At 65.7% G+C, this 18,109-nt stretch carries 18 protein-coding genes; 7 read left to right on the top strand and 11 right to left on the bottom strand.

Annotated elements, in window-relative coordinates; translation table 11 throughout:
* Window positions 1–13 precede the first annotated feature (13 nt).
* Entirely contained in the window at window positions 14–490 is a 477-nt protein-coding gene (gene msrB, locus ACFOKF_RS01975) for a peptide-methionine (R)-S-oxide reductase MsrB (RefSeq protein WP_380792686.1), read from the top strand.
* On the opposite strand, the gene ACFOKF_RS01970 is transcribed toward msrB, so the two are convergent.
* The 4 genes from ACFOKF_RS01970 to ACFOKF_RS01955 form a co-directional block, all read right to left on the bottom strand.
* Window positions 477–2,234, bottom strand: coding sequence for a hypothetical protein (locus ACFOKF_RS01970; protein WP_380792683.1), 1,758 nt, complete (start codon window positions 2,232–2,234; stop codon window positions 477–479). The two genes, msrB and ACFOKF_RS01970, sit on opposite strands and share 14 nt — an antisense overlap.
* Window positions 2,212–2,574, bottom strand: coding sequence for a GtrA family protein (locus ACFOKF_RS01965; protein ID WP_380797611.1), 363 nt, complete (start codon window positions 2,572–2,574; stop codon window positions 2,212–2,214). The genes ACFOKF_RS01970 and ACFOKF_RS01965 overlap by 23 nt, the downstream gene beginning before the upstream one ends.
* A 41-nt stretch (window positions 2,575–2,615) precedes the next feature.
* On the bottom strand, window positions 2,616–4,151 hold the full coding sequence (locus tag ACFOKF_RS01960; RefSeq protein WP_380792680.1) for an NAD(P)/FAD-dependent oxidoreductase: 1,536 nt from the start codon (window positions 4,149–4,151) through the stop codon (window positions 2,616–2,618).
* Between the two features lie 157 nt (window positions 4,152–4,308).
* Entirely contained in the window at window positions 4,309–4,641 is a 333-nt protein-coding gene (locus ACFOKF_RS01955; protein WP_380792677.1) for a UrcA family protein, read from the bottom strand.
* A gap of 197 nt (window positions 4,642–4,838) precedes the next feature.
* On the opposite strand from ACFOKF_RS01955, the gene ACFOKF_RS01950 reads away from it, so the two are divergent.
* The gene (locus tag ACFOKF_RS01950) at window positions 4,839–5,621 is read left to right on the top strand and encodes a hypothetical protein (RefSeq protein ID WP_380792674.1); all 783 of its coding nucleotides are present in this window, start codon (window positions 4,839–4,841) and stop codon (window positions 5,619–5,621) included.
* An 11-nt stretch (window positions 5,622–5,632) separates the two neighbouring features.
* Here ACFOKF_RS01950 and purH read toward each other — a convergent pair whose 3' ends face one another.
* From purH to ACFOKF_RS01935, 3 genes are all read right to left on the bottom strand, one after another.
* Complete coding sequence (purH, locus tag ACFOKF_RS01945; RefSeq protein WP_380792671.1) at window positions 5,633–7,222, bottom strand: bifunctional phosphoribosylaminoimidazolecarboxamide formyltransferase/IMP cyclohydrolase; 1,590 nt, start codon at window positions 7,220–7,222, stop codon at window positions 5,633–5,635.
* 275 nt (window positions 7,223–7,497) lie between these two features.
* A complete protein-coding gene (locus ACFOKF_RS01940; RefSeq protein ID WP_380792668.1) occupies window positions 7,498–7,872 on the bottom strand; it encodes a hypothetical protein in 375 nt (124 codons plus the stop codon).
* Window positions 7,869–8,540, bottom strand: a complete 672-nt coding sequence (locus ACFOKF_RS01935; RefSeq protein ID WP_380792665.1) for an EI24 domain-containing protein — start codon at window positions 8,538–8,540, stop codon at window positions 7,869–7,871. The genes ACFOKF_RS01940 and ACFOKF_RS01935 overlap by 4 nt, the downstream gene beginning before the upstream one ends.
* Before the next feature lie 112 nt (window positions 8,541–8,652).
* Between ACFOKF_RS01935 and ACFOKF_RS01930 the strand changes: the two genes are divergently transcribed.
* Complete coding sequence (locus ACFOKF_RS01930; RefSeq protein ID WP_380792662.1) at window positions 8,653–9,654, top strand: adenosine kinase; 1,002 nt, start codon at window positions 8,653–8,655, stop codon at window positions 9,652–9,654.
* Between the two features lie 58 nt (window positions 9,655–9,712).
* On the opposite strand, the gene ACFOKF_RS01925 is transcribed toward ACFOKF_RS01930, so the two are convergent.
* The 3 genes from ACFOKF_RS01925 to tsaD are packed head-to-tail and all read right to left on the bottom strand — an operon-like array spanning window position 9,713 to window position 13,298.
* Window positions 9,713–11,233: a lipopolysaccharide biosynthesis protein gene (locus ACFOKF_RS01925; protein WP_380792659.1), complete on the bottom strand. Its 1,521-nt coding sequence runs from the start codon at window positions 11,231–11,233 to the stop codon at window positions 9,713–9,715.
* 45 nt (window positions 11,234–11,278) lie between these two features.
* Window positions 11,279–12,250: an NAD(P)H-dependent glycerol-3-phosphate dehydrogenase gene (locus ACFOKF_RS01920; protein ID WP_380792656.1), complete on the bottom strand. Its 972-nt coding sequence runs from the start codon at window positions 12,248–12,250 to the stop codon at window positions 11,279–11,281.
* A 13-nt stretch (window positions 12,251–12,263) separates the two neighbouring features.
* The gene (gene tsaD, locus ACFOKF_RS01915; protein WP_380792653.1) at window positions 12,264–13,298 is read right to left on the bottom strand and encodes a tRNA (adenosine(37)-N6)-threonylcarbamoyltransferase complex transferase subunit TsaD; all 1,035 of its coding nucleotides are present in this window, start codon (window positions 13,296–13,298) and stop codon (window positions 12,264–12,266) included.
* A gap of 44 nt (window positions 13,299–13,342) precedes the next feature.
* Between tsaD and hemC the strand changes: the two genes are divergently transcribed.
* The 4 genes from hemC to ACFOKF_RS01895 all read left to right on the top strand — a co-directional run bounded on the left by hemC (window position 13,343) and on the right by ACFOKF_RS01895 (window position 16,715).
* Complete coding sequence (gene hemC, locus ACFOKF_RS01910) at window positions 13,343–14,269, top strand: hydroxymethylbilane synthase (RefSeq protein WP_380792650.1); 927 nt, start codon at window positions 13,343–13,345, stop codon at window positions 14,267–14,269.
* Window positions 14,266–14,937 (top strand): uroporphyrinogen-III synthase, encoded by a 672-nt coding sequence (locus tag ACFOKF_RS01905; protein ID WP_380792647.1) that lies wholly within the window; start codon window positions 14,266–14,268, stop codon window positions 14,935–14,937. Before hemC ends, ACFOKF_RS01905 begins: the two co-directional genes overlap by 4 nt.
* A gap of 7 nt (window positions 14,938–14,944) precedes the next feature.
* Window positions 14,945–15,853, top strand: coding sequence for a hypothetical protein (locus ACFOKF_RS01900; RefSeq protein ID WP_380792644.1), 909 nt, complete (start codon window positions 14,945–14,947; stop codon window positions 15,851–15,853).
* A gap of 112 nt (window positions 15,854–15,965) precedes the next feature.
* Window positions 15,966–16,715 (top strand): esterase/lipase family protein, encoded by a 750-nt coding sequence (locus ACFOKF_RS01895; RefSeq protein ID WP_380792641.1) that lies wholly within the window; start codon window positions 15,966–15,968, stop codon window positions 16,713–16,715.
* 53 nt (window positions 16,716–16,768) lie between these two features.
* Here ACFOKF_RS01895 and gltX read toward each other — a convergent pair whose 3' ends face one another.
* Window positions 16,769–18,103 (bottom strand): glutamate--tRNA ligase, encoded by a 1,335-nt coding sequence (gltX, locus tag ACFOKF_RS01890; protein ID WP_380792638.1) that lies wholly within the window; start codon window positions 18,101–18,103, stop codon window positions 16,769–16,771.
* Window positions 18,104–18,109 lie beyond the last annotated feature (6 nt).

Below are 18,109 nucleotides of genomic sequence, written 5' to 3'. Positions count from 1 at the left end.
TAGAAACAGCGCCATGAATCGGCGACATTTCCTGTGTGGCGTCGCGACCGGCGCGGGTGCGCTGGCTCTCTGGCAATGCCTGCCCGGCACGGCGGAAGCAGCCTATCCCTTTGCCCTGACTGATACGCAATGGAAGGCGCGGCTCAGCCCCTGGGCCTATAAGGTGCTGCGCCAGCAGGCGACCGAATATCCCGGCACCAGCCCTCTCAATGAAGAGCATCGCGCCGGCACATTCGCCTGCGCCGGATGCGGGCAGGCGCTGTTCAGCTCAAAGACGAAGTTCGACAGCGGCACTGGTTGGCCCAGTTTCTGGGCGACCTTGCCAAAGGCCGTGGGCACCAGCCGCGACCTTGGGCTGGGCGAGGTCCGCACCGAAGTCCATTGCGCACGTTGCGGCGGGCATCTGGGCCATGTGTTCGACGATGGCCCCCGTCCGACCGGCAAGCGTTACTGCATGAACGGCGTGGCGATGAAATTCAGTCCCGCCTGATACGGTAAATGCGCAACGGTCCCTTGCCCGGCAGAGGCGCCAGCCAGTCGGGCGTGCGCCCCTTCGCCAGCATCGCGGCAAGGCCATGCACATTCGCCTGACCATAAAGCCGCATTTCATTGAGGCCATCGCAACTGACCAGATAATGGGCATGGGTGGCGGCGATGATGCTGCGCGCCTGCTCAGGCGGATCGACAAAGCCTTCGATAACGGCGGTGATGCCGGCGGCGTTGCGATGATGGGCGGTGCCGATGACGCTGTGGGGCGTCTGGACCAGAATATCGGGTCCAAGATCGATCGACGCGAACAGGGTGGCGGGCGGCAGCGCGCGCAATGGCGCCAGCACGGTTGCAGCACGGCAATTGGCGCTGGCCGCCTTGGCCGGATCGGGCTTTGCCGCCAGCGCGACCCAGAGCGCGCACAGGCCAACCGGCGTCAGCACCACCAGCGCCACCGATCCGACGATACGGACCAGTGCGAGGCGGCTTGCCTGCACCCGGCGAAACAGATGCGTCAACAGCCAGCCAATGGCTGGCAGCGCAAAGACATGGGCAACCGACAGCGCCCGCATCACCAGCAGCGCCACGCCGGTCGCTCCTGCCAGTAGCAATGCCAGCGTCAGCCACCGCATCCGCGCTTCGCCCTGTGAGCCGCGCGCAGCGATCAGGCTAGCGATCAGACCCAGCAATGACGGCAGCAGGATCACGCCCTGCATCGAAAGGCTCTGCTCCCAGATCGGGCGGCCTTCCATCACTTGGAGATACCAGAGCCTGTAGGCCAAAGGTCCAAGCGCGGCGAAGGGATCGCCCGACAGGCAGGCACCTCCGGTCAACAGGAAGGCAAGGATGGCCGCGCCGCCGCCGATCGCAGCGATGGCGAAGCGTCGTCCGGCCGTGCCGGTATCGATCAGGCGCGCTGCCACTATGGTGGCGAGCGCCAAAACCGCCAGCGGCCAGACATAGACATAGGATAAAGCGTCGCAATAGGGCGTCATCGTCGCGCCCGGACCGCGCAACAACGCCAGCAACAGCAGCGCCGCTCCGCCCAGCACGCCAGCGAAGGCGATGAAACGCGGCGCCTGATCCTGTGCGATCCAGTGGCGCAGGGCGAAGGCCGCACCGAACAAGGCGGCATAGGGCAATGCTTCACTCGAAATCTGGAGCCATAAGGCCAGAGCAAGGCCCGCAATCGCTCCGCCGCGCAGGGGCCGCTCATCCAGCGCGCCGCACAGGGCAATGGCGGCAAGCATGATCTGCCAGCCATGATGGTCAATGCGCAGCGGGGTGAACTGAACGAGGATGCTGGGGCTGGTGAGCAGCAGCGCGACGGCCAGCAATGCGATCGCGCGCCCTACGATGCGACGCGCGGCAAAGAACAGAGCGGCGGTCAGCCCGCCCAGCAGTAATAAGGGCGTGACGATGCAGGCGATGCGTTCCGCCAGTGCGCCTCCCAAGAGCGGCCGCAGCGACAGGGTCAGCGCAGCGATCGGCAAGTCCACGACCCGCGACCAGTGCATCGGTCCGCCTATGGGCGGATTTACACGATGCTGGCTGACATCCCAGAAAGCCTGCCCGCCAATCCAGTCGCGCAACTGGGCCAGCCGCATCGCATCATCGGGATCACGAAAGCCGTACGAGGCATAATCGCCACGGAACAGCCAGAGCAGGACCGCGCTGCATGCCAGCCACAGCGCCCATGCCCACAGGCCGGCGCGGCGCAGATCAGGCGCGGGCGAAGACGCCATATTTGCGGATCGCATAAACGGTGAGGAAGCTAAGGGGCACCGACAACAACTTGGCAAGCGGCGGCGCAAGGCCGAGCGCGCTCAACGCGCCGACCAGCAGCATGGTGACGCCCATGCCCAGCATGGCGCTGACCACGAATCCGATACGCTGCGCATGGGTAGGCCCCTGATCGAGGACGAAAACGAAACGGATGCTGATGATCCAATGCACCACCAACCCCGCGCCATATCCGCCGACCGCCGCGATCACCGGCGACGCGCCCACCCGGTCAAGCGCCAGAAAGACGGCGAAGTCACCGGACAAGGCGCAGATGCTGGCGAGCAGATAGCGGGCGAACATCAACCGCGCCAACAGCGCGCCGACCCGCTCCGACACGGGGATCAGGCCGCCTTCAGCCGCGAGGGGACGGCGCGAACGCTGGAGAGCGCAGCCTGCGCATCCGCATCCGGCCCCGCAATCTGGCCCTCATCGCCCGCTTCATGATATTCGGCGTCTTCGTTGACCTGCCATACGTCATGGACGCGCTTGCCCGCGACGATGTTGCGCGCGGTAAGCATCGCCGTCATCATCGCATGGTCCTGATTATTATAGCGGTGCATGCCGTTGCGACCGACCATGTGCAGCGTGGGATAGCGCGCTTCCAGCTCAGTGCGCATCGCCAGCACATTGGCGGCATAGGCGTCGTCATAGACCGGATAGGCCTTTTCCTGCCGCACGACGGCGCCGCCGACCACATCTTCAGGGCTGCACAGGCCAAGCGTCGCCATTTCCCTGGTCGCCAGTGCGATCAGATCGGCGTCGTCGGAGGCCCAGAGGCCATCACCTTCGAAGCAGAAATATTCCAGGCCCACGCAGGCAAGCGTCGGATCCGGCACCATTTCCGGCGACCAACTGCGGAAATTCTGGATGCGGCCGACCTGCACCTTGGGATCATGAATATAGATCCAGTTGTCGGGGAAGATATCCTGCCCCTTCACCATCAGCGCCACGGTCAGGAAGTCGCGATATTTAAGGTCCATCGCCGCAGGCAGGGTCGCGGGCAGCGGGTGGATGCGACCGGCCAGTTCGCGCATCGGCGCGGAACTGATCACATGAGCGGCGTTAATGGCGACATCGCCATCCGGCCCTTCGGCGATCAGCCGCCATGCGCCGGTCGCCTGATCTTCCTCCAGCCGCTTGAAGCCGTGCGCCATCAACACCTGATTGCCACCGGCAACCACCTTGTCACGGGCGGCCTCCCACATCATGCCGGGGCCAAGGCGCGGATAGCGGAATGTCTCCAGCAGCGTCTTGGTCGCCATGCCGTCATTGGGCTTCTTGTTGAGGCCGAGCGAGCGCTTGAGGCCGTCCGTCACCGCGCCCCAGAGCGACAGGCCCTTGATGCGCTGCGCCGCCCAGTCGGCCGACATTTCGTCGCACGGCATGCCCCAGACCTTTTCCGTGTAGGTCTTGAAGAAGATGGAGAAGAGCTTGTGGCCGAAAGCGTTGACGGTCCAGTCCTGGAACGACTTCACATTGCGGTTCGGGAAGATCCGCGCTTTGGCGAAGCTCGCCATGCAAAGCGTGGAGCGCCATATGCCCAGGTTCCACAGCGCTTCGAAGGCGCGCAGCGGATAGCTGTAATATTTGCCTTCATAATAGATGCGGCTCATCCGCGGGCGCTGAATGAAGTCGTCGGGCAGGATTTCATTCCACAGGTCGACGACCTGCTGCGATTTGGAGAAGAATCGGTGCCCGCCAATATCGAATCGGAAGCCGTCCAGTTCAACCGTGCGGCTGATGCCACCCACATAGACGGGATCCTTTTCGATCACCGTGACGCTAAAGCCTTGTTTCGTCAGCAGATAGGCGGCGGTGAGGCCGGCTGGTCCGGCGCCGATGATGGCGACGTCAACGTGTCGGTCGGTACGCGGCATGGCAGGCGATTCCCCCGGATGGTCCTTCATGTCTCGTGGAGTGAAGGAAATCCTCTAAGGACTGGTTAATCACCGGTAAGCATGATGTGCGGAAGGCCGCCCCACTTGCGCGGAGCGGCCCCCTGCAGTCCCCTTCGTGAGGGGAAGGCGGAAATGTTTAGCCCTGGCGCTGGGCCAGCGTGTTGAGGTCGCTGCGCGCGCCCTCGATCGCCGAGCCGTAGCAGGTGCGATAGTCGTCGGTCACGGGAATGATGGAACCGTTCACGTAACCGCACACCTGCTTGGAAGCCCGGATCAACCGGGAATCGGCGCGGCGCATGCCGTTGGCGCTAGCAAGATTGAGATCGGCCACCGACACCGCGATCGTGCGCGTGGTCGCGCCGCTGTTGCCGTCGACGATCACGTCCATGTCATTGCTGCCGGCCATTGCCGCACCGGGAAGAGCAAGGGTGAAAGTGGCGGCCAGCGCCACCAGCGTCTTGTTGATCATCCAAATGTCTCCTGTCGAACATGCTGTTTTATTTTCTGCCCCACGTCTGGCGTGGAAGTAGGGTTCCGCTCTAAATAAGTGCACAGGCCATTGTTGAAAAGAGGCCACTTGACAAAAAATGGCGGTTTTCCGCGATTTTTGCAGCTGCGAAGGCTTTCGCGCTTGACCTTTTACGGGCGGTGACAGGAGATAAGGCCATGCGTCTGAACCGTCTTTTGCCCGCTTTGCTCCTGCTGCCGCTGGTCGGCGGATGCTCCTACAGCCGGATGCCCGACTGGCTGGTGCGGATGATGGGCGGGCCGGAACGATCGGGCAAATATGTCGATGGGCCGCTGACGGAGGCGTATGTCGTTGAAAGGGCAAAGCTAAAGCTGCCACCGCTGACGCAGGATGGCGCCGTCAGGTTACAGGTCGCGCCGTCCTTTGGCCGTTACGACTATGTGCTGAACTTCACGCCGGAACCGGCGGGTTGCCTGATGTGGTGGCGGGATCAGAATCTTAGCGAAGCCGAAATGAAGCGGGTATGCGAGATTGTCGCCGTTCATGTTTGGCGCAGTGCGTCACGGATGGATGACGGTCCTACAGCAGCGGAACATCGCAAATTCTATGTGCCGCTTGATGACTATACCGATGCCGTCGAGTCTTTCAACGACCGGTTGTCAGATTGGCGGGGCACGCGATCCGGCATTTTGGACGGGACAGGTCTAAATTTGGAGCAGTTCTACAACGGAAGACTCGGATCCATGATCGCGAATGCGGGCGAACGCCCATCCGATAATCCATTGTCCCAGTTCGCCCGTGACATTCACAGGGTTGCTCTGGCCTATGGACCGACCGGCTTCTTTCCTCAAAATGTCCGTTGGCGGAACCGCTACGATCCCGATTATCCCTGCAACGGTGGCCTCGCCGGAACCGACCCGGATGGCATGGGCACTGGCGATGACGCCTGCGCGGCCTGGCTCAAAGCAAGGCCGCGCTGACGCCCTGAACCTTAGTGGCGGAAGTGGCGCATGCCGGTGAAGACCATCGCCAGACCCGCTTCGTCCGCCGCCGCGATGACATCTTCGTCGCGGATCGAACCGCCCGGCTGGATCACCGCCGTCGCGCCGGCTTCCACCGCCGCCAGCAGGCCGTCGGCGAAGGGGAAGAAAGCGTCGGAGGCGACCGCAGAGCCGATCGTGCGCGGCGTGGCCCAGCCGGCCTTTTCGGCGGCGTCCTTCGCCTTCCATGCGGCGATGCGCGCGGATTCCAGGCGGTTCATCTGGCCCGCACCGACGCCCGCCGTGCTGCCATCCTTGGCATAGACGATGGCGTTGGACTTCACATGCTTGGCGACGGTCCAGGCGAACAGGCAATCCTTCAGTTCCTGATCGGTCGGGGCGCGCTTGGTCACGACCCTGAGCGCATCACGATCCACCTTGCCATTGTCGCGGCTCTGGACCAGCAGGCCGCCGGCGATGCTCTTGATCTGGAGGCCGGGACGGGCCGGATCGGGCAGTTCGCCGGTCAGCAGCAGACGGAGATTCTTCTTCTTGGCGAAGATCGCCCTGGCTTCCTCGTCCGCCCCCGGCGCGGCGACGACTTCGGTGAAGATGCCGCTGATCGCTTCGGCAGTGGGGCCATCGAGCGGGCGATTGACCGCGATGATGCCGCCGAACGCCGACACGCTGTCGCAGGCGAGCGCGGCCTCATAAGCTTCGATCAGCGTTTCGCCGGTGGCGACGCCACAAGGGTTGGCGTGCTTGACGATCACCACGGTCGGCGGGCCATCGCGAAATTCGCTGACCAACTCCAGCGCGGCGTCGGCGTCGTTATAGTTGTTGTAGGACAGTTCCTTGCCCTGGATCTGTTCGGCCTGGGCGATCCCCTTGGCGGAGGGGCCGACGGGGAGATAGAGCGCGGCGGACTGATGCGGATTTTCGCCATAGCGCAGCGTTGTGCCCAGCTTGCTCGACACCGCCAGCGTTTCGGGGAACATCACGCCCTGATCGGCGAAGGCGAACCAACTGGCGATCATCGAGTCATAAGCGGCGGTGGCGGCATAGGCCTTGGCCGCGAGCATGCGGCGGAAATCGTAGCTGGTCGCACCGCTCTTTTCATCCATTTCCTCGATCAGGCGAGCATAGTCGGCGGGATCGGTGACGATCGCGACGCTCTCATGATTCTTCGCGGCCGAACGGACCATCGACGGACCGCCAATGTCGATATTCTCGATGATTTCGTCGCGGTCGGCGCCCTTGGCCACCGTCGCAGCGAAGGGATAGAGGTTAACGACCACCAGATCGATCGCGCCGATTTCATGCTCGGTCATCGACGCGACATGCTCGGGATTGTTGCGCACGGCGAGCAGGCCGCCATGCACCTTGGGATGCAGCGTCTTGACGCGGCCGTCCATCATTTCGGGGAAACCAGTAAGGTCGGAGATGTCCTTCACCTCAAGGCCGGCTTCGCGCAGCGCCTTCGCCGTGCCGCCGGTCGACACCAGTTCGACGCCATGTTTACCGAGCGCCTGCCCCAGTTCGATAAGGCCCGACTTGTCGGACACGGACAGGAGGGCGCGCTTGATGGTGACGTCAGTCATGGGAAAGAGCTTTCTCTGGGCAAAGGGCGGGACGACTTTGCGCCAGCCCCTTAAGGCCGGATGGCGCAAAAATACAGCCCTGCCCGTCACCGAGACGCGACAGGAGCGATTCGTTCTGGGTCGCTGCGTTGGAAAATGCGCGTAAGAGCGCATTTCCGATGCGGCACCGGCCCGCTCCCCCACCCGACCGCCCAGACATGGTATCCTGATGGGCGGTCGGGTGGGGGTGCGGGCCGGTGCGGATGCGCCAAGGGCGCATACTCACAAAAGCCCCGTTATTTCGCCTGCAATGCCGTTGCGCAGGCAGCCGGATCGACATCGACGCCGGCGGGCGATCGGGCGTCGACATGGGTGACGACCGGCTCCTTGCCGCGCGCGGGGGCATAGAGATAGGCGTCGAGCACGCAGCGGCCATTGGCGAATTGCAGCTTGCGCACTGTGGTTTCGCGAATGTCGAGCCGGGGCGTGCCGAACATTTGCGTCAGATGCCGCGCGTCGCTGCCCAGCAGCGGTCCCTGTTTCATGAAGGCGCTGGCCGGCGGGCCGGGCGGCGGCTGAATCTGGGTGGAGGGCGGCACGATCGCGCCCGCGCCGCATGCCGCCAGCGGCAAAGTGAGGAAGGGCATGATCGCCGAACGCAGGCTTTTCATGGCTTTGTCTTTCGTCCCAGCAGCATGTGCACCGCCATAGCCGCGCTGAAGATCGGCGCAAGCAGGTTGGCCACCGGGACAAGGAAGGCAAGCGCCGAAACGAGGCCCATGAGCCACCGGCTGCTGCGCGCGAGCGGCGGAAGCGCGGGATGGCGCGGCTCCACCATGTCCGCCATGTCGCGACCGAGCAGATAGGCGTTCAGCGCCAGGAACAGACCGATCGTGCCGATTCCCGTCACCAGCAGCGCGACATAGGCGGGCAACGCGATCAGGTTCCAGCCGATGGTGCGCCCCGCCGACCGCAGCGCGAAACGCAGGCTGCGCGCCCAGCCGACCGGGCGGGCGGCGACATGGGGATAATCATCCCGCTCGATCGCTTCGATAATATCGTCGGCAAACAGGCCCATCACCGCCATGGCCGTGGCGCGAAACAGCAGCCAGCCCGCCGCGATCATCACCAGCAGCGTTGCCGCCCCTTCGCCCCAACCGCCCCAGCCCGCGCCGTCACCCCAGCCATAATGCAACCGCAAAGCATGGAATCCGGTCCAAAGTGCAGCGGCCAGCAGCGCGAACAGCAAGAGCGTCAGGATGATCGTCTTGACCAGCAGGCGCAGCGCCGCGCCGTGGAGCATTGAGGGGAAAGCCCGCAGGGCGGCGATCAGGACCATGGCCCTGCTATCCCTCCGCTCCCCCCTCGCGTCAATCAGTGGCGTTGCATGGGCCGCGCCGGCCCGGTAGAGACTGCGAAATTTTATTTCCGTCACAACATAAGGATATTGCGTGACCGCTTCCGCACCCGCTCTTGACGTCGTCGCGATCGGCAACGCCATTGTCGACGTTCTCGCCCGCAGCGACGATGCTTTTCTGGCCGAACATGCGCTGACCAAGGGCGGCATGCAGCTGATCGACGCAGCCATGGCCGAAACCCTCTATGCCGACATGCCGCAGGCCAAGGAAATCAGTGGTGGCTCCGCCGCCAACACGCTGGCCGGCCTTGCCGCGCTGGGCAAGAAATGCGGCTTCATCGGTCAGGTCAATGACGACCAGTTGGGCGCGGTGTTCGCGCATGACGTGCGGGCGCTGGGCATCCGGTTCGACACCCCGGTCATGCATGGCGACGTGCCGACCGCACGCTGCCTGATTCTGGTGACGCCCGATGCGCAGCGCACGATGAACACCTTCCTGGGCGCGTCGCAGTTCCTGCCCGAAGCCGCGCTCGACCTGGACATGATCCGGTCTGCCGGCATCCTGTATCTGGAAGGTTATTTGTGGGACCCGGAACAGCCGCGCGCGGCGATGCGGGCGGCGATCGACGCGGCGCGGGGCGCGGGGCGTAAGGTCGCCTTCACCCTGTCCGACAATTTCGTGATCGACCGGCATCGCGCCGACTTCATCGATTTGATCGAACAGGGGCTGATCGACATCCTCTTTTCCAACGAGGGTGAAATCCAGTCGTTGGCGCAGGTGGATGATTTCGAAACCGCGCTGGCCTGCTTCGCCGGCAAGGTGCCGGTGCTGGTCTCGACCTGTGGCGAGCGCGGCGCGGTGGCGATCGTGGACGGCGTGCGGCACGAAGCGCCGGCCGCTGCGGTCGATCGCATCATCGACACGACCGGCGCGGGGGACCTGTTCGCCGCGGGCTTCCTGGCCGCGCATATTGATGGCCGCAGCGTCGAAGATGCGCTGGCGCTGGGCGCCGCCGCTGCCGCCGAAGTCATTTCCCATTGGGGCGCGCGCCCCGAAGAGGATCTGGGCGTGATCCGCGACAAGCTGTTCGCCTGATCGCCTTTGGCAGAGACAAGAAAAAGCCCCGCCTCTCGATGGAGAGGCGGGGCTTTTTCTATGCCGGCTTTTGCTTCCTGAACAGCGCCCGGTCGTCCGATCCGAAGCCCCAGCGCCAGATGACGAGGCCGTAGGCCCCCAATATCGCCCAGACGCCGACCGCCAGCTCCACCCATTCCAGATGCGGCGGCAGGGCGACGAAGCCCGCGCCCACGATGCAGGCGACGCCCGCGGCGCTGAGCAGCGGCCAGCGCCAGGCATTGACGGGCGCATTGAGCAAACTCGAGAGCAGCCGTGCCTTGACGAAGGCGCCAAGGCCCAGCGCAAGGCAAAGAGCGAGCGCCGGTGCGGCGGCGATCCACATGACCGGCATTTCCATCGCGCGCGCCGCGAAGATCAGGGCGAAGCTGAAGCCCGCCTGACAGCCGATCATCACCAGCGAGATCATGAGGTTGCGGTGGCGGGCAATATAGACCAGCGCCGATTCGCTGACGACGGCGGTGGCCGCCACCACTTCGGCCAGCAGCAGGAAGGCGAGCGCGCCGGTGCCGCCGACGAAATGTGGACCGACCAGGCCCATCACCGCTTCGCCAGGAATGCCCAGCGCCAGTGCGATGCCCGCCTGCGCCGCGATGATCCAGAATCCGACCTGACTGACCTGCTTGGCGATGGCGGCCAGATTATTTTCGGCCAGATTGCGGGTGATGACCGGGCCGAGAATGGGATCGAAGCTGGTCTTCAATTTCTGGGGAAGCGAGGCGACCTGCTGAGCCACATAATAGATGCCGATCACGGCCGGGCTGACGAACAGGCCCAATATCGCCATGTCGAGCCGGCGCGATCCCCATTCCACGCCGTCCGCCGCCGCCAGCGGCAGGTTGCGCCGGGCCAGCCGCCAGAGTCGTCCTGCGTCGGGCCTCCAGCCGCGCGGCACACCATAATGGCGCAGCATCGGGATGATGGAGGCGATGAAGGCCGCAATCATCGACACGGCGTAGGAGAGGATGAGGCCGTCGCGCGTGGAGTAGAAGGCGAAAGCGAAGGCGCCGATGCTGATCGTCCAGGGTTCTATGATCGATCGCGCCCTTACCGTCGCACCCACGTCGAAGCGATAGGCGCATGCCGCCAGCGCCACGTCCGATCCCGCCACGCCGATCACCACCAGCGCCAGCAGACGGTCTAAGCCGTTGATACTGCTGTTGGGGAACATCGCCTGCGGGAAGGCGATCAGGATCAGCGATCCCAGCAATGCGGCGATCAGGGTGACGACCATGGCGTCGGTCACGACATGATTATGCGGCCGTTCCGTCTGCGCCAGAGCGCCCGCAAGCCCACGCTTGAGGCCCAGCGTTGCGATCTGGGCGACAAATTCAACCACCAGCACGGCATAGGCGAAGCGACCCAGCGCTTCGGCGCCATACCAGCGGCCGGCGATGAACAGAAAGGGCAGGCGCGCGGCGAGGCGCAGCAGAAAGCCGAACACATTGGTCCGCCCGCCCTTTGCCAAGGCGGCGATGTCATCCTGATCCTTGGTCGGGGATGACGGCGTCACCAACGGCCCCTCTGCTGCCTGCGTCATATATCCAGATCGATTCTAATTGTTATGCGGTCGTGACGCGACGACTTATTCGGGGCGCAGCGGGCGGGCGAGCAGCGCGTCAATCACCTGCCCCAGCGGCGCGGCGTCGGTCAGCAGCGCGCAGACGGCTTCGACCACCGGCATCTCCACGCCGGCCGCGCGTGCCGCATCCCGCAGCACCGGCGCGGTATGCGCGCCCTCCGCCACGGTGCGGCGGTTGGACAGGAGGTCGGCGGCGCTTGCTCCCTCGCCCAATCCCTTGCCGAGCGAGAAGTTGCGCGAATTGGTCGAGGAACAGGTCAAGACGAGATCGCCCAGACCCGAAAGGCCGCCCAGCGTTTCCGGCCGTGCGCCGCGCGCCAGGCCAAAACGGGTCATTTCGGCAAAACCCCGGCTGATCAGTGCGGCGCGGGCGTTGAGGCCAAGCCCCGCCCCCTCCGCGACGCCGCAGGCAATGGCGAGCACATTCTTGACCGCGCCGCCAATTTCCGCGCCGATCACATCGTCGGACAGATAGGGGCGGAAGGACGGGCGGGCGATGCGGGCGGCGAGCCGCTGGCCCAGCGCCTTGTCTTCGCAGGCGAGCGTGATGGCGGTCGGCAGCCCTTTCGCCACTTCATGGGCGAAGGTCGGGCCGGAAAGGACGGCAATGGGCGAGGTCGGCTGCGCCTGTTGCGCAACTTCCGACATGAGCAGGCTGCTGCCCGCCTCTATCCCCTTGGAGCAAAGGACCAGCGGCACGCCAGCGGGTGCCTGCGCCACGACGCTGCGCAGATGCTGGGCGGGGCTGACCACCAGCAGCATGTCGCACGCGTTCAGGTCCGCCATCGCGCCGGTCGCCCGGATCGAGGGCGAAAGCGGGATGTTGGCGAGGTAGAGCGGATTTTCGTGGACGCCGTTGATCGCATCGATCACATCCGGCTCCAGCGCCCAGAGCGCCACATCCTGCCCGTCGCTGGCCAGCAATTGCGCCAGGGCCGTGCCCCATGCGCCCGCGCCGATAACCCCTGCCTTCATGCTGTGACGCCCTTCATGCTTTGACTCCGGCGCCACGCGCTTTTTCCGCCGCCGGATCGAGCGGCCAGCGTGGCCGGGCAGGGAAAGTCAGATCATCGACCAGTCCCGCCGCATAACGCTCCGCCCCGGCCCAGGCGATCATCGCCGCATTGTCGGTGCACAGCCAGAGCGGCGGCGCGACGAAGGGCAGATCATGAGCCGCAGCCAGTTTTTCGAGCGCGGCGCGGATCGGCTGGTTGGCGGCGACGCCGCCGGCCACCACCAGTGCGGTGACGCCCTCGCTGCGCTCCAGCGCCTTGCGCGTGCGATCGATCAGGCAGTCGATCACCGCCTGCTGGAAGGAAGCCGCAATGTCTTCAGTCGAATATTGGCCCGACTGGACGGCGCGCATCACCGCGCTCTTGAGGCCGGCGAAGGAGAAATGCGGTTCGGCCGTGCCGACCAGCGGACGCGGCAGGGGAACGGCCTTGGGATTGCCGCTGGCCGCCGCCTTTTCCACGCGCGGGCCGCCGGGATAGCCCAGGCCCAGCAACTTGGCAGTCTTGTCGAAGGCTTCGCCGGCCGCATCGTCGATCGTGGTGGCGAGGCGCGCATAGTCGCCCGGTCCCTTCACATGGAGCAACTGGCAATGGCCGCCCGATACCAGCAGCAGCAGATAGGGGAATTGCAGGCTCTGGTCGGCAAGGCGCGGCGAAAGCGCATGCCCCTCCAGATGGTTGACCGCCACCAGCGGCTTGCCCGCCGCATGGGCCAGCGCCTTGCCGGTGACGAGGCCGACCATGACCCCGCCGATCAGCCCCGGCCCGGCGGTCGCGGCAATCACATCGACATCGGCAAGCGTCATGTCCGCATCGGCCAGCGCCGCTTCGATCAGGGGAGCGAGCGCCTCGACATGGGCGCGCGCCGCGATTTCGGGCACGACCCCGCCATAGGGGCGGTGCGCCTCCTCCTGCGTCGCGAGACGATGCGCGAGAATCCGGCCGTCGGCGCTCACCAGCGCCGCCGCGGTTTCATCGCAGCTCGATTCCAGGCCCAGAATGATGGTCATTGCCGCTTCCATCTAGTGCCGCTGGCCATTAGAGCAAGCCGCATATGCTTTTCACCGAACGACCGTTGCGCCTGGGCACCAGGGGATCGCCGCTGGCGCTGGCACAGGCGCACATGACTGCGCAGGCTTTGCGCGCTGTCCATGGCTGGGGCGAGGACGCCATCCAGATCGTCACAGTGCAGACCAGTGGCGACCGGATTCAGGACCGGGCACTGGCGGAAATTGGCGGCAAGGCGCTGTGGACCAAGGAACTGGACCGGGCGCTGGTGGACGGCGAGATCGATTTTTCGGTGCATAGCATGAAGGATGTGGAGACGGTGCGGCCCGCCCCATTCCATATCGCCGCCATGCTGCCGCGCGCCGATGTGCGCGACAAGCTGGTCGGAGCGGCAAGTTTCGACGTGCTGCCCGCCAATCCGCTGGTCGGCACCAGTTCGCCGCGCCGGGCGGCGCAGGTGAAGCGAATGCGGCCCGATGCGACCATCACTTTGTTTCGCGGCAATGTGGCGACGCGGCTCGCAAAGCTGGACGCGGGGGAGGTGCATGCCACCTTGCTGGCGGCGGCTGGCCTCGACCGGCTGGACCAGAGCGACGTCGGCGCGCTGATCGCGATCGACACGATGCTGCCTGCCCCGTCGCAGGGCGCGGTGGGGATAGAAACGCTGGCGGACAACCGGCCGGTGCGCGATGCGCTGGCGGCGATCAACGAAGCAGACACCTATGACGCGGTGATGGCCGAACGCGCTGTGCTGCGCGGGCTGGGCGGGACATGCCATTCGCCGATCGCGGCGCTGGCGCTGGTCGAGGGCGAGCGCCTGTTCCTGCGGGCCGAGATCATCAGCCCCGACGGGACCGAAACGGTGCGCGAGGAAGCGCGACTGGCCCGCGGCGACGATTTAGTGGCAGAGGCGATCGGCCGGACATTGCTCGACCGGGCCAGCCCGGCGCTGCGCGCGCTGTTCGAGGAGTGAGACGCCTCCTGATCCTGCGGCCCGAACCGGCGGCGGGCAGGACGGCGGAAAGGGCGCGCGCGCTGGGTCTGGACGCCCATGTCCACCCGTTGTTCGCGCCGCAGCCGATGGACTGGGCGCCGCCAGTACCGGAGGATTTCGACGCGCTGCTGCTGACCAGCGCCAATGGCGTGGCGCTGGCCGGGCCGGCGCTGGACCATTATCGCGCCCTGCCGGCCTATGGCGTGGGCGCGACAACCGCGCAGGCGCTGACGCAGGCGGGCTTTGCCGATGTGACGGCGGGTACGGGCGACGGCAGCGCCATCGCGGCGCAGATCGCGGCGGACGGGCACCGGCGCGTGCTGCATCTGGCGGGTACGACTGTTGCGCCGATGGAGGCGGGACCGCTGGAAATCAGCCGGATCGCGGTCTATAGTATGGCGAGCCTGCCGGATAACCCCGCCCTTCTGGACGCCGCCGCGCCGGGATCGATCCTGCTGATCCATTCGCCACGTGCGGGCGAAAGGCTGTCGGCGCAGATGCCGCAGGCGCAGCGCGCGACGCTGCACATCGTCGCCATCAGCCCAGTCGCGCTGGCCGCCTGTGGCGAGGGATGGGCGAGCGGGAATGCCCCTGCCCAACCGCGCGATGAGGAGATGCTGGCCCTTGCCCGTCGATTATGCGAATGACGGGTCAATGACAGACGAAAGGGCCGGCATGAGCGATGAGGATGGGGCAGCGAGCATCGGCATAGTGCCGCCGCCCGCGCGCCGGCGCAGCCTGTTGCCGGTGCTGATCCTGACCCTGCTGGCTTTTGCGTTGGGCGTGGTGCTGACCGTCTGGGCCTGGCCGCAGATCCAGCAGCGCTGGGGCGATCCGCAACCGCAGGCCGCCCTGCCCGCCCCGTTGCCGGCCGGCGCAGGCGTGCTGGCGGCGACGCCGGGCGTCACCGTCCGGCCGCTGTCCGCCGACGCGGCGCAAATGCTGGACGGGCGTGTCGTACAGCTGGAGGAGCGGCTCAATCGCATCACGGTGGAAGCGCAGGCCGCTTCGGGCAATGCGGCGCGGGCCGAAGGGCTGCTGGTCGCCTTCGCCGCGCGGCGCGCGCTCGATAATGGCGCGCCGCTGGGCTATGTCGAGGGGCAGTTGCGGCTGCGTTTCGGGCAGGCGCAGCCTCGCGCCGTCGCCGCGATCATCAACGCCGCGCGCGAGCCGATCACGCTGGCGGACCTGCGCGGCGGCCTGAACGCCATTGCCGACGAGGTGATCAAGACGCCGTCCGACGCCAGCTGGTGGACGGCGCTGGAGCATGAGGCGCGCGAACTGGTGACGATCCGCCGGGCGACGACGCCCTCCCCCCGGCCGCAGGCGGCGATGGACCGGGCGCTGCGCTATATCGACGGCGGGCGGGTGACGGCCGCGCTGGCGGAGGTGGAGCGCATGCCGGGCAAAGCGGTCGCCGATCGCTGGACGCAGGCGGCACGGCGCTATCTGGAGGCGCGGCGCGCGCTGGACCTGATCGAAACGGCGGCCATATTGGAACCACGCCAGTTGCGCGGAACGGAAGGTGCAACCGTGAGCCAGACGTCGCCGCTGGCCCCCTGATCGCCATTGTCACAAACGACGAACCGTTTGCCCTGATCGACAAAAGCCATGGACGCCGCAGCCCATGTCATGAGAATGTCATCTTTCCACCTGGAAAGAGGACCATATCTTCGTGCCCCCCTATGCCGACGCAATCGCCAGCTTCTGGAAGGACCGCCTGACGGGCGGGCCGCGCGCTGCGCAATTGCCGCCGGTGCAGCAATTGCTGGGCAATTTGTCGGTGCCCTTCGACCTGAAGCGCACGCGGGCGCAGGCCCAAATGCTGGCGGGCCAGATGCAAGGCGACGGGCGCAGCATCCTGCTGATCCCCGGACTGATGGCGTCGGAACAGCGCATGGGATGGCTGCGCGATATATTGAACGCGGCCGGTTATGACGCGCATGACTGGGGCATGGGACGTAATTTCGGTCCCAAGCCCGACAGCCTGGACAAGATCGACCGCCGCGTCGATGCGATCCGCAAGCAGAGCGGCGCGCCGGTGACGCTGGTGGGGTGGAGCCTGGGCGGGCTATATGCCCGCGAATATGCGAAATTCGCCCGCCACAAGGTCAAAGGCGTGGTGACGATGGGGACGCCCTTTTCCGGCGACCCGCGCGCCAATCATGCCTGGCGACTGTATCAGCTAGTGTCGGGTTTCCCCGTCGACCGCCCGCCCTTCCCCTGCACCCGCGAGGAAAAGCCGCCGGTGCCGACCGTGGCGTTGTGGTCGCGGCGCGACGGCGTGATCCTGCCCGAATGCGCCAAGGGTCGCGCGGGCGAACGCGACCGGGCGATCGAAGTGGATTGCACCCATATGGGCTTTGCCGCGTCCCCCGAAGGGATTGCTGCGGTGGGCAAGGCGCTGGAGGCGATGCGCACCTGAACAGATCACCGCTTTTTTTGGCGACTGCTGGGCTGGCACCATGTCGCCGTAGCCTATTCCGAGACATCGAGGCGCGCCAGCGCCTGATCCTTCCCGATCAGCGGCAGAAGCTGGCCCATGTCCGGGCCATGGTCCAGCCCCGTCAGCGCGCGGCGCAGCGGCAGGAATAATGTCTTGCCCTTGCGGCCGGTTTCATCCTTCAGCGCACCTGTCAGCGTGCGCCAGATGTCGGCGTCGAAGGCTAAGTCGGACAGGATGCGATGCGCGCTGGCGAGAAAATCGCGATCCTCATCCGCAACGGCCGGCGCGTCGATCGGGCCGGTCACGATGCGCCACCAGTCAGCCACGCCCGCGACTGTTTCCAGATTGGGGCGGATTGCATCCCATGCGGCTTCCCCTACGCCATCGGGCAGGCGATCGGCGACGGCCGCATAAGGCAGCAGATGGACGATCTTCTGGTTGAGCGTCGCCAGTTCGGCTTCATCGAAGCGCGCGGGCGCGCGGCCAAAATGGGCAAAGTCGAAACTGTCGATCAGCGGCTGCATGTCCGCGAACGGCTCTACGGACATCGAACTGCCAAGGCGCGCCAGCAGCGAAGCGATGGCGGACGGCTCCAGCCCGATCTCGCGGAAATGGGCGACGCCGAGCGAGCCGAGACGCTTGGACAGCTTGCCCTCGCTGCCAGTCAGCAGCGCCTCATGAGCGAAGGCCGGGAGCGACGCACCGAGCGCCGTGAACATCTGAATCTGGGTCGCGGTATTGGAGACATGATCCTCGCCGCGCAGGACGTGGGTGACGCACATGTCGACGTCATCAATGACCGAAGGCAGCATATAAAGCCAGCTACCGTCGGCGCGGCGGATCACCGGGTCGGACAGCAATCTGGGATCGAAGCGCTGATCGCCACGGATCAGGTCGGTCCAGACGATCGGCTGATCATGATCCAGCTTGAAGCGCCAGTGCGGCGTGCGGCCTTCCGCTTCATAGGCGGCGATCTGGTCCGGGGTCAGCGACAGGGCGGCGCGATCATAGACCGGCGGCAAACCGCGCCCGAGCAGGATCTTGCGGCGCAGCTCCAGTTCCTGTTGCGTCTCATAGGCGGGATAGACATGACCCGACGCCCGAAGCGCTTCGAACCGCGCTTCATAGAGGGCGAAGCGGTCGGACTGTTTTTCTTCGCCGTCCCAGTGGAGGCCGAGCCAGTTAAGGTCCGCCTTGATGCTGTCCGCATATTCGGGGCGCGAGCGTTCAAGGTCGGTATCATCGAGGCGAAGCAGAAACTGCCCGCCCGATTTGCGCGCCCACAACCAGTTGTGAAGCGCGGCGCGGATATTGCCGACGTGGAGATGGCCGGTCGGCGACGGGGCGAAGCGGGTGATGACGGTCATGATACT

It is taken from the genome of Sphingobium rhizovicinum (assembly GCF_042647625.1).
Taxonomy (GTDB): Bacteria; Pseudomonadota; Alphaproteobacteria; order Sphingomonadales; family Sphingomonadaceae; genus Sphingobium; species Sphingobium rhizovicinum.
Note: the sequence above shows the minus strand (reverse complement) of the source record. Positions and strands in the feature narration are given on the sequence as shown.